Below are 11,324 nucleotides of genomic sequence, written 5' to 3'. Positions count from 1 at the left end.
TCGTATGTGAAATCGGTCCTAACCCCGGAACATGAGTGGCGCGACCGTCGCCGACTGCATGACCGAACCAGTGTTGACAGTGACTGCCGGCGAACCGGCGCTCGACGTTGCAGCGGCGATGGATGGCCAGTCGATAAAGTCAGTCGTCATCGTCGACGAGGCGTGTCAGCCGGCGGGCATTCTCACCTCGACAGACTACGTCCGGATGACCGCCGACGGCGTCGACCCCACTGAAGCGACTGTGGGGGAGCACATGACGACCGATATCGTCACCACGTCGCCCGAGACGGCGCTTTCGGCGGTCGCAAGCACAATGTGGGACAACAATATCAGTCACGTGCCGGTCGTCGACGACGAGAACCGGGTGACGGGTATCCTCTCGGCCACGGACCTCACCGTCTATCTCGCTGACGACTGAATGAGACGGTTGGAGGAGAACCGCCGTCGCACCGGAGACGGTTGCGTGACAGTCTCTGCCAAAGATTTTTCATTGTCTGGGCTAACCCGCGGCCATGGAGCCAACGGTACACACGCCACCGGGACTACCGGTTGTGGGGAGCCTCCCGCGGTTAGCGCGGGACCCGTTGCGGTTCCTGACCGGGATGCAGGACGCCTACGCAAACCAGTACCCGCTCGTTCGGGTCGACCCACAGGTTGGACAGTCAGTCACAGTTGTGCTCGACCCCGACATCGCCCATGAGGTCCTCGCGGACCGTGACCGGTTCCGCCGCCCAAACGTCGGGGCTCAGGAGCAACGGCGACAGGGGCTGGTATCGAGTGACGGCGCGCTCTGGGAGCAACAGCGGTCAGTGCTGGACCCGGAGTTCGTCGGCGGTCGGCTGGCGGACTACGCCGAGATCGCCGGCGACACTCTAGAGGAGACGCTGACAGCGTGGCCTGAGTCGGGGCGCGTAGACCTGTTCGAAGAGCTGTCGATACTGACGATGCGCGTCATCACACGGTCGCTGTTCAGCCAGGACACCGACCGCGAACGCGGGGAAACCGTCCATGAAGCGCTGGCCGCGCTTAATGATGAGTTCGACGCCTCCGTGTTCGATTTGGTCCTGCCCGAGCAGTTACAGTCCGGCGTCTCCGCGGAGTTCGAGGAAGCCGATGCAGTACTTGACTCTGTGGCAACGGAGTTCGTGGACTGGCATCTCAACCACGAGGACCCGCCCCGGGATGTGATTACTGCGCTTATCGACGCAAAGGCAGACCCGGACATCGAGCTCTCCGAGAACGAGCTCATCGACCAGACCGTGCTGTTCATGACTGGTGGCCAAGAGACGACAGCACTGACGATTGCCTATGCGTTCTACTGGTTGTCTCAGAACCCGGCTGCAAAGGAGCGTGTCAGAGCGGAGGCACAGGATGTGCTGGACGGGGGACAGCCGGGATGGGCCGACCTGTCCGACCTTACCTACACGGAGCGTGTTGTCAGGGAGACGCTGCGGCTGACACCAGCAGTCTGGAGCGTGTCTCGCGAGGCCCGGGAGCCGGTCACGCTTGCAGGAACCGACCTAGACGCAGGCGAGTTTGTCATGCTCCCCATATACGCTCATCACCGGGACAGTCGCGTGTGGTCGGACCCCCTGACGTTCGACCCGGACCGGTGGGCCGGTTCAGCCTCCCGTGGCGATAGCGCGTACTACCCCTTCGGCAGCGGGCCACGGGTGTGTATCGGTCGTCAGGTCGCCTTGACCGAGGCACAGTTCGCCCTTGCGCACGTGCTGCAGCACTACGACGTACAGGTGACTGCGGATGAACTTGATTTACAGCCGAGTGTGACACTGCGCCCGTCGGGACCGATGGAAGCCGAGATATCAGCCCTTGAGTAGCGTGGTCATGGGGTGAAAATGGCCTATCTTCACATAGGTCCGGGGAGTGGCATTCGATATGAGCGCAACTCGGTTCACCGTCGAAAGCGACACGCACACAGACGTGATTGATATCACCGACCGGGTTCGGGACGTGATTCCTGAAAACGCCGAAGGGACCTGCACCGTTTTCGTCCGTCACACCACGGCTGGCATCACTGTCAACGAGGCCGAGCCGCGATTGCTGGGTGACCTCAGCGACGCCCTCGGGGACCTTATTCCGGACAGCGGGTGGGACCACGACGAACTGGACGGCAACGCGGATTCACACGTCCGGGCGATGTTCGTCGGGCCAAGCGAGACGATTCCCGTCCGCGACGGGGACCTCGATATGGGGACGTGGCAGTCCGTGCTGTTCGTTGACTGTGACGGGCCGCGCGAACGAGCGGTTGACGTAGTCGTCACCGACTGAGACGGCGACGGCATTACTGGCGACCACCAAGTCAGGCTGCCTCGACCTGCTGCTCGCCGTATATCTCGGCGAGTTTCTCGCGGTACGCGCTGCGGATGTTGCGTCGCTTCTTTTTCATCGACGGCGTGAGCAAGTCGTTCTCGGCGGTCCACTCCCGGGAGACGAGCGCGAACGACTTGATCCGCTCGACACGTTCGAGTTCCTCGTTGACCGCGTCGACGGCAGTCTGGACCCACGCGTGGACGCGTTCGTCATCGACCAGTGCCTCGGGGTCATCGGGAAGGTCGATACCCTCGCTGTCGGCCCACCGGTGGAGTTCCTCGAAGTTCGGGACGATTATCGCGCCGACGAACTTCTGGTCGTCGCCGACGACCATGACCTGATCGACCCGGTCGTTCGTCGCGAACTGGTCTTCGATGGGCTGTGGCGCGACGTTTTTTCCCGTCGAAAGGACGAGCAGTTCTTTGAGGCGGTCGTGATAAATAAGGAAATCGTCGTCGGTGCGTTCGACGATATCGCCGGTGCGGAACCACTGGGTGCCGTCAATTTCCGTGAAGGCCCGCGCCGTCGCATCGGGCGCGTTCCAGTACCCCTGCGTGACGTTCGGGCCGTCGACGAGCAGTTCGCCCACGTCGCCGGTCACGCCGTCGAACTCGCTGGCGTCGACGACACCGGTGTCGATGTGAACGTCGACAGCAGGCAACGGGGCTCCCAGGGTGCCGGGCCTGATGTCTTCCGGCGGGTTCACACTCAGAACCGGCGACGTTTCCGTGAGTCCATATCCTTCGAGTATCGTCAGTCCCATCCCGAGGAACGTCTCACAGAGCGTTTTCGAGAGGCTGCCGCCTCCACTGACCATGAACTCGATGTTCCCGCCGAGCCGTTCTTTGACGGTGCTGTAGACGAGGCGGTCCGCAAGCGAGTGTTTCGCTGTGAGTATCGGTCCCGGATTCTCAGTGCGGGCGTACTCGCGGGCTACGTCCATCGACCAGTCGAAAATGCGCTTTTTCAGCGGGGACTCGCTGGCCTGCGTTCGCATATTGTCGAAAATGCGCTCGTACACTCTGGGGACGCTCAGCCCGGTCATCGGTTTCACAGTCTGAAGGTCATCAGCCAGTGTATCCGGACTCTCGGCGTAGCTCACAGCTGCGCCAGAGGCGTACATGAAGAAATGGCCTGCAAGGCGTTCGAACACGTGCGCCAGCGGGAGGAACGCTATCGAACGCGTGTCTGCGGTAATGGTCGGGAGGTCCGACGGCTTGTCCGGTCGTGGCCCGATTCGCTTGCGCGTCTGATTGACATTCGCCCGGAAGTTGCGGTGGGTGAGCCGGACCCCTTTCGGTTGGCCCGTCGTCCCGGAGGTGTAGATGAGGCTCGCCAAGTCGTCGGGGTCGCGTTCGTCCAGCCAGGACTGGTATGCCGTCTCGCTGAACGTTTCCTCGCCGCGCCTGTACACCGTTTTGAGCGTGTGTACGTCTTCGCGGTCCACATCGGTGTCGTCCATGACAACGATGAACGAGAGCGACAGGTCGTCCTCGATAGCCAGCACACGGTCCAGCATCGCAGCGTTCTCCACGACGACGGCGCTCGCCTCTGGGTCCGACAACAGATACTGCACCTGTTTCGACGAGGAATCCGTATACACGGTCGTCACCACCCCACCCGCAGACAGAATGGCAAAGTCACTCAGCGCCCACTCCATCCGGGTGTTGGACAGGATACCGACGCGAGCGTCCGAGCCGACGCCGAGGTCACGGAATCCTGCGGCCAAGTATTTGACGAGCTGATGCATCCGTTCGTAGCTGAGAGCGGCGTAGTCGCCGTCAGGAGCCGCCGGTATCACGTCGTCAGTCAGTGACCGGTCGTAGACGCCACCCTTGTACAGCTGAGCTGTTGTGTCGGCGTTCCGTGCCGCGCTTGCGGCGAACATCTCGCCCAGCGTGTCGTCGCCGATGACTTCGTCAGTGTACTCTTCCTCGGCCTGACGCCAACCAGAGTGCTTGCCCGCAGTCATGTCATGGGTCGGTGTTCACCATGGGAGCCCAAATATATGCAGGATGATAACACTTTTCGGGTTTGTTAGAGTTGTTTCACCGCGGTGTCGTCGGGTACCCAGACAGCAGCTAGCAACCGATCCAGATTACGACAACTACTCGATATATATCGCCCAGACGACGAGACAGATGGTGTTACTAATTGACAATGTGATAAATAAAGCAGTAAGGTGTCGTTTTTCCCCATACCATGCGTATAGGCTTTCTTTAGCTGTCACACAACAGAAATAAGAGTCATACTATGAGTTGAGTTTCGGCATTTTATATATCAATCTTACATTTTGCAGGTGTATAACAAATTCATATTAGTGTTTATAGATACAAGAGATGCACCTAAATGATATACGGTACTCTCTGTCGGCTCATGTAGATCCGACCATCGAGGAACAGCTGCCTGCAGAAATAGCCGTCGCACGTACACTGGGACTTCGACATAGCCAGGAATGATACTCTCCGGAGCAATTGTTATCACTGGCCTGGTACTTGGGGTGACAGCCACGCAGTTGTGGGATCTCAGGCTGTCAGGGGTTATTGTCGTTCCCCTGTTTGCACTGTACACACTATATGACGTCTCATCCCTGCCAGTGCTGGTCGTCAGTGTCGCGGCTGCGTACTGGTGCCTTACGGTCGTTTCCGAACGGACACTGTTGTACGGTCGAAGGCTATTATATACCGCAATCTTGTTTGGCGCGGTCATTCCGTGTATTGCCGTCGCCGTACTAGCATCGTTCGGCTACTACACCAGCTCGATTGAGGTGTATGCGATCGGAAGCATTCTCCCGGGAGTCGCAGCGTATAACCTCCACCGACTTGAGTTTGAGCGACTGGTTGATGATCTCGTCGCGACCGGCGCTGCGTACATTGGCCTGCTCATACTCGGTTCTGCACTGGTCTCAGAGACCACACTGGCACTGCTCGGTACGGACGCAACGCTCCTGTTTTCGCCAGCATCTGATGTCGCACAGTTCCGGAATGTCGCTGTTGCAGGCGGTAATTTCGGGATGATGCACGGTCCGGCAGTCGGCCTGAGCGTTCTGTTCCTGGGACTACTGGTATCGTTGTTCGTGGAGACGGTCTGGAACGTCCGGCTATACGGGATTATCGCCCTCCCGCTACTGGCACTCTTTGTTGTCGCCAAGCCTTCCGTGTTTTTGCTCTATGCCGCCTTCCTGCTGGCGACGTATGCGATCATTCAGTTCATCCATCGACGGACATTGGTGTATGGGCGGGTCCTCCTTTCAATGGCAGCCGTCACTGCTGTGTTGCTGTCCGTCCCTGCCGAGATGCTCACCGCTCTTCCGGGCAATTACCTGTTGTTCACCGCGCTGATCGGCGGAATCGGTGCATACAACGTCCACCGCCTCTCCGTGACCGAACTCCGCCAGTCGACCCGGCTTTCAGCAGCCATTTTTGCCGTATTTGTGCTGCTGGTGTCAGCACTGACGGCTCCCCCATCAGTGCCCGGTGGAATGGGATCGATTGCGCTGGTGACGGTTGTAGCGCTCGTCCCCGGCGGGCTGACGGCTGCCCGGCTTGAACAGCAACGACGACTCGATAAGCGATGGCGACCAGTCAGGAGAGACTCGGTATGAATCTCAAAAAATGTATCCAGCGGCTGCGCAACGTTGCGAACCGAGGACCGTCGCACAAAGCCCGATTAGGGAACATAGACGAGAAGATCGTCGTAACCGGCACCCGCGGGAAATCCGGCGCAACGCGCTGGCTCTACGAGATTCTGTACGGTCGCGGACGAGACGCGTTCGCGAAGATTACCGGGAATCGGCCGCTCGTTCTGCATGACGGGGAATCCCACCCGATTGAGCGAGGGCGGCGAGTCACGCTGTACGAAAACGAGGCCCAGCTGCGACAGTACGCACCGGTCGAAACAGCTATCTTCGAGAATCAGGCGATTGGGGAGTACACCACGCGAACGGTCCATCAGCGGTTCACGGATCCCGATGTCATCTTTCTCACCAACATCAGGAGCGATCACCTCGACTGGCTCGGGGACACTCCCACACAGATAGCCCGGTCGTTCGCCAGAACGATTCCCGATGGTGTGACGCTCGTCGTCGGCGAACAGCGTCCGACTCTTCGCGCAGTGCTGAAGCGAGAACTGGAGGAGACTGATGTTCAGATCCGCTGGGTGCTGGTTCCGAAGGCACTACAGAATGTGCCGGGCGCAGAAACGATACTCGGTCTGAATGACGTGCTTGAAGCACTTGGCGAACAGCCGCTCTCTGACCGGCAAATAGAGGCCTATATCGATGAAATGCAGGTCAGATGGACAACACTGGCCGACGGCCGCGTCTATAATGCTGCGTCAGTCAACGACATCGATAGTACCGAAATCGTCCGCCGGGCACTCGATGATAATGATGTTGACACTATCCAGCCGCTGATATACTTGCGTCCAGACCGCCGTGCCAGAACAGCGTCGTTTCTGTCCTATCTGGACGGGTTGTATTCGGATGATGTGTTCGAGGTAACGCACGCTGTTGGCCCGCACGCGGAACTGTTTGACAATCAGGCGTCGTTCCCGGTTGCGACGCACGATGCGTCGAAATCTGCAAGTGCTGTGTTAGACGCAGCACTGTCACCGGGCTGGCCGGTTTTCATCATGGGGAACACTGTCGCCGATTTCATGCGCGACCTCGAAGCCGAAATCGAGGCACGGCAGGCAGACAGTAGCCAGGGAATGCCGGAGGAATCCACGTCAGCGAACGAGAAACGAGCAATCGAACGTCCACAATAACGATTACCAATGACAGATGAGACGACCAATAACGACGGCGCACAGTCAACAAACACCCCTGCTACCACTGGCGACGACAGTAGCCAGTCGGCCACCGAGGCAGAAACAACAGCTGAGAACACCGCGGCAGACGTAAGCGCGAAAACCAGTGGCATCCGCCGACGGGCGGTAATCGCTGGGACGCTCGGCTCTCCCGCTCTGTTCGGGGCCGGCTTTGCTGCCGTAGATTCATTCGGCATCCCGAGTATGCCGAGTCTCATCGGTGTCGGGGCTGCCAGTCCGTTAGAGCAGGCAAGAAGCGGCACTGCGACGGCTGGTCAGATGGACAGTGCGACCGTCACGGTCGACAAACAGGCGGCACAGAATCTCCCAACGAACCGCTACAGACAACTTCACATTGCGGAGCCGGTCCGCAATATGCTCGACCGCGACCGTGGCGATCAAGTGCGTGTTACTCGCGGAAACGACGCCGCAGTCTATACAATCAGTGAAAGTATCAGTGGAGACGCAAGTACCGTTCGGACCTCAGCAGAGGGCAAATGCCGCGTTTCCTTCTACGAGGACGGGAGCTTCTCTGACGAACGGCGATGGGGTTCCCTGCGCGGGGATGATAACTGTAGCCTCGCCGGCGAAGCGTTTGACGTCGAGATTGATCCGCGAGTCCCTGCTGCAGACCTGAGCCCCAGTGAAGCAAAGGAACGCGGTGAACTCATCGAAACGCTCAATATGGGTGGGAGTGGGTACGCCGTCCTGGCACCGCACGGCGGACAGATACAGCCGTTCACCGGCGGGCAGGTCACACGTCTCCGTTCGGAATTCTCCGATGCCAGTGTCACGTCCTGGAAGCTTCAGGGATACGGGTCGGACACGAGTTTCTACCGGTGGTACGTCCCATCGGCAGAGCTCTCGACTATCTGCTATCCGCGTCTCGCCGAATTGTCCGAGCAAACATACGACTACGCAGTCAGTTTCAACGGTATCAACGAGAAAACGATCTATGTCGGTGGCGCTGCACCCGAAGACATCCGACAGTCGGTTGCCGATTCGATTGACAGTGCGCTGCCACACGACGGGTCGCCGGTCAAACTGGGTGAGAGTCACTACGCAGCAGACAGCCCACAGACGTTAGTCAATCGGGTTACTGAGAGCCAATCGAACGGGATCTGGATCGGACAGCCCATCGCTGACAGGCGAAAGTACAGTGACTTGATCGCTGCTGCTGTCGGATCGGCGTTGTTCGACGGCTGAAGACGAAACCGCGCTCGGATCCAATCGCTCCGCCATAGTTTCTGGAGACGGGAGCTAAGCGGTTGGCTGGGCCCGCGCTGTCTCCTACAACACTTCAAATACATCGGCAACTGCGTCAGCAACGGTGTTTCTTCGTTCGTCTCTGACCGCCCACGGTTGCTCAATCTGGACGCCGTCGCTCCCGGATGCGGTGATCCAGTTGACGATGTTCTCCGGCGAATCGCCGGCCCGTGAGCCATCAGTAGCAAGGCGAACGTCACAGTCGACAACCTCGGAGATGGCGTCGCAAACGTCTCTACGGAGCCAGGTGGGTGCAGCGCCGCCAATACCCACGTGAGACTCTGACCAGCCATGGAAGGCGACGGCGTGGTCGAACTCCCGATCAGAGATATCTTGTAAGGCCGGGAACGAGTCCGGGTGGATAGCTGTCGAGGTAATGTGCCACCGACGGAACGCGCCGCCGCCGGGCGACCATCCCGAACTACACCATTTGGTTGCGTCCAGTTGGGCTGTCATGCGTTCCGCCTGCGTGTCAGTTCCCCACTCAATGTATCCACCGTGTGGCGCAAGGACTGCCAGTTCAGACTGCTCCGACTCAGTTGTCCGTTCTATAAACCCACCTTCTGCTTTGGCTTGCTCTTCGTCCAGATTCGAATCAATAACGTCTGCGCTAACAGCAACGCGAAACGACCCGCTTTTCGCTCGCAGACGCTCTCTCCCATTGTTGTTGATGTATCCGAACGTATCGTCCGAGAGAGCAACAGTGAATACTGCGGCCTCGCCGTCGTACACGAGTCGAACCTGCTGGTCCGCCTGAACACCGAGAGCGTCCATCATCGACTGTGGAAGCCGGCACTGCTCCGCAGAGCCGATATCTTCGGTCTCTCTCATCTGCACAGTCGTATTATTACGGCCGGAGCCGCGGCCTGGATTTCCACTCACAGCAGTTGCACCGAGTGTAAGAATGGTACTGCCAGCACTTGAGAGAACAGTTCGTCTTGTGATTCGATCCATCACGTCTCAACAATATAATCTGTTTTATACGCATTGTGGCCAGATTATCTGCTCTGAGAATCCTGCGGAACCGTCATTACAGTACCATTTTTATCAGAGCGTCCCGTGTTCTTTACATGGTAATTTCATCTGAGCCGGTCTGGGGAAACGCGATGGACGACTTCGTACAGGAGTATCAGAACGCGATTGTCTATACTGATAAAGAACAAGAGACAGTCCTCCACGAAGGTGAGGTCCGTATTCTTGCAAACGGATAGGTCAAACTCCCTACAGGGAGACTACTCTCCCCCGATGCAGTGCATCACATCGATACCGGAACTGTGTAGGCACGTATGAATCATTGACACACATCTGTGGTCTGTCAAAGACGCACCGAGGGACGCAAACTGGAACAGGTACCCGGGCCTGAACCGGGAGGGAATACAGACGCGTTACTGCCACTCTAGCCGGCAGTCCTCGTTGCAAAAGTGGGCTGTTTCGACGGTGCTGTCCTCGATCCATGTAATGACGCGGTGGGTCACTTCGTTAGCGATAGCGTCACCGCATGTAGCACACTCCGGTGCCTCGTCCTCGTCGATATCTTCGTGGTGATCCGATGTCGGGTCGACCATCTTAGTTGGGAATGTCTTTCACGACACTTAATCCCACATACTTGCACTGAACGTCACGAACATATACGAATGACGAATCAGAAACAAAAGGACACCTGCGTGGAGTCATCGTACACAGATGCTCGCTGCGAGGTCCTCGCTATCGGTCCCGAGTGACGGATTCGCCGGGTGTCGTCGTCGCGCCCGATGAGAGGACAACGCCGGCGTTCAGACTGGTGTTGATGGCCGTCTTTGCGCCGTCGCCCGCGACGACACCGAACTTCCGCCGGCCTGTCGAGACGCGGTCGCCTTTCACCGTCATCCGCACCGGGTCGCCGTCGTGGCGAAGGTTCGCCACCTGCGTTCCAGCGCCGAAGTTGACCTCGCGACCGATGACGCTGTCACCCACGTAGGAGACGTGGGGAACGTTCGAATCAGCCATCAAAACCGTGTTCTTGAGTTCGACCCCGTGGCCGACGTGGGTATCTTCACCCAGAAGGGTCGCCCCACGAATGTAGGCGTTCGGCCCGATATGAGCGCCAGAGCGGACCAGCGCTGGCCCCTCGATGACGACACCGGGTTCGATGACTGCACCCGCCTCGACGACGACTTCGCCGCGCAGGTCCGCATCGCCCCGCACCTCCCCGTCGAGTCGCCGGTCCAGTTGTCCCAGTTTCCACTCGTTGGCCTCCAGTAGCTCCCAGGGACGGCCCACATCCAGCCAGCGGTCGACCGCAACGGCGGTGACTGTCGACTCCTCGATGACTTTCGCAAGGACATCCGTGATTTCGCGCTCCCCGCGGTCGCTGAGGGGCACGTCCAGCCAGTCCCGTGCCTCGGCCGGGAAGACGTACGCGCCTGCGTTCGCCAGGTCCGTTGGCGGGTCGTCCGGTTTCTCGACGATGCCGGTGATGGTGTCGCCCTCAGTTGATAAGACGCCGTAGCTTGTCGGGTCGTCAACGCGGTAGGCGGCGACCGACGGCGCGGCGTCAAAGAGGCCGCTGAGACTCTCGGCGTCGTAGAGATTGTCGCCGTTGAGGACTGCGAAGGGACCCTCAAGATGTTCCTTTGCGGCGGCCACCGCATCGGCGGTCCCCAGTTGTTCCTCCTGGACGGCAAAGCTGACCGGGACGCCGCCGTACTCATCGCCGAAGTACGAGCGGACTGCCTCGGCCTCATAGCCAACGACGAAGATGAGTTCGTCGGCCCCCGCCTGAATCGCGGTGTCTGCGGTGTGTGCCACCAGCGGCCGGTCAGCGACCGGAAGCATCGGCTTCGGTGTGTGGTCCGTCAACGGCCGCATACGCGTCCCCTGCCCCGCCGCGAGTACGACAGCTTGCATGGTCTGCCCGTCGCCCGGCCCCGAAAAATACC

At 59.2% G+C, this 11,324-nt stretch carries 11 protein-coding genes; 7 read left to right on the top strand and 4 right to left on the bottom strand.

Features of this window, described 5'->3' with window-relative positions:
- Positions 1 to 31: 31 nt before the first annotated feature.
- The 3 genes from G9C82_RS00755 to G9C82_RS00745 all read left to right on the top strand — a co-directional run bounded on the left by G9C82_RS00755 (position 32) and on the right by G9C82_RS00745 (position 2,289).
- Positions 32 to 418, top strand: coding sequence for a CBS domain-containing protein (locus G9C82_RS00755; protein WP_127013109.1), 387 nt, complete (start codon positions 32 to 34; stop codon positions 416 to 418).
- A gap of 94 nt (positions 419 to 512) precedes the next feature.
- Positions 513 to 1,838 (top strand): cytochrome P450, encoded by a 1,326-nt coding sequence (locus G9C82_RS00750; protein WP_127013108.1) that lies wholly within the window; start codon positions 513 to 515, stop codon positions 1,836 to 1,838.
- 58 nt (positions 1,839 to 1,896) lie between these two features.
- Complete coding sequence (locus G9C82_RS00745; protein ID WP_007190173.1) at positions 1,897 to 2,289, top strand: secondary thiamine-phosphate synthase enzyme YjbQ; 393 nt, start codon at positions 1,897 to 1,899, stop codon at positions 2,287 to 2,289.
- A gap of 31 nt (positions 2,290 to 2,320) precedes the next feature.
- Here the strand turns inward: G9C82_RS00745 and G9C82_RS00740 are convergent, their stop codons facing one another.
- The gene (locus tag G9C82_RS00740) at positions 2,321 to 4,303 is read right to left on the bottom strand and encodes a long-chain fatty acid--CoA ligase (RefSeq protein ID WP_127013107.1); all 1,983 of its coding nucleotides are present in this window, start codon (positions 4,301 to 4,303) and stop codon (positions 2,321 to 2,323) included.
- A gap of 483 nt (positions 4,304 to 4,786) precedes the next feature.
- On the opposite strand from G9C82_RS00740, the gene G9C82_RS00735 reads away from it, so the two are divergent.
- From G9C82_RS00735 to G9C82_RS00725, 3 genes are read left to right on the top strand one after another with little or no spacing between them, the layout of a single operon-like run.
- Positions 4,787 to 5,935 (top strand): poly-gamma-glutamate biosynthesis protein PgsC/CapC, encoded by a 1,149-nt coding sequence (locus G9C82_RS00735; RefSeq protein WP_127013106.1) that lies wholly within the window; start codon positions 4,787 to 4,789, stop codon positions 5,933 to 5,935.
- Entirely contained in the window at positions 5,932 to 7,098 is a 1,167-nt protein-coding gene (locus tag G9C82_RS00730) for a Mur ligase family protein (protein WP_241244064.1), read from the top strand. Before G9C82_RS00735 ends, G9C82_RS00730 begins: the two co-directional genes overlap by 4 nt.
- Before the next feature lie 9 nt (positions 7,099 to 7,107).
- Positions 7,108 to 8,346, top strand: a complete 1,239-nt coding sequence (locus tag G9C82_RS00725) for a poly-gamma-glutamate hydrolase family protein (RefSeq protein ID WP_127013104.1) — start codon at positions 7,108 to 7,110, stop codon at positions 8,344 to 8,346.
- 84 nt (positions 8,347 to 8,430) lie between these two features.
- Here G9C82_RS00725 and G9C82_RS00720 read toward each other — a convergent pair whose 3' ends face one another.
- Positions 8,431 to 9,237, bottom strand: a complete 807-nt coding sequence (locus tag G9C82_RS00720) for a poly-gamma-glutamate hydrolase family protein (protein ID WP_241244063.1) — start codon at positions 9,235 to 9,237, stop codon at positions 8,431 to 8,433.
- Positions 9,238 to 9,476: 239 nt separating this feature from the next.
- On the opposite strand from G9C82_RS00720, the gene G9C82_RS00715 reads away from it, so the two are divergent.
- On the top strand, positions 9,477 to 9,617 hold the full coding sequence (locus G9C82_RS00715) for a hypothetical protein (protein ID WP_164734734.1): 141 nt from the start codon (positions 9,477 to 9,479) through the stop codon (positions 9,615 to 9,617).
- A 174-nt stretch (positions 9,618 to 9,791) separates the two neighbouring features.
- Here the strand turns inward: G9C82_RS00715 and G9C82_RS00710 are convergent, their stop codons facing one another.
- On the bottom strand, positions 9,792 to 9,971 hold the full coding sequence (locus G9C82_RS00710; protein ID WP_004961027.1) for a hypothetical protein: 180 nt from the start codon (positions 9,969 to 9,971) through the stop codon (positions 9,792 to 9,794).
- A gap of 139 nt (positions 9,972 to 10,110) precedes the next feature.
- Entirely contained in the window at positions 10,111 to 11,292 is a 1,182-nt protein-coding gene (gene glmU, locus G9C82_RS00705; RefSeq protein ID WP_127013102.1) for a bifunctional sugar-1-phosphate nucleotidylyltransferase/acetyltransferase, read from the bottom strand.
- Positions 11,293 to 11,324: the final 32 nt, after the last annotated feature.

Source organism: Haloarcula sp. R1-2 (assembly GCF_011627385.1).
GTDB classification, from domain to species: domain Archaea; phylum Halobacteriota; class Halobacteria; order Halobacteriales; family Haloarculaceae; genus Haloarcula; species Haloarcula marismortui.
The sequence above is the reverse complement of the archived record's forward strand: the minus strand, read 5'-3'. Positions and strand labels throughout refer to the sequence as shown.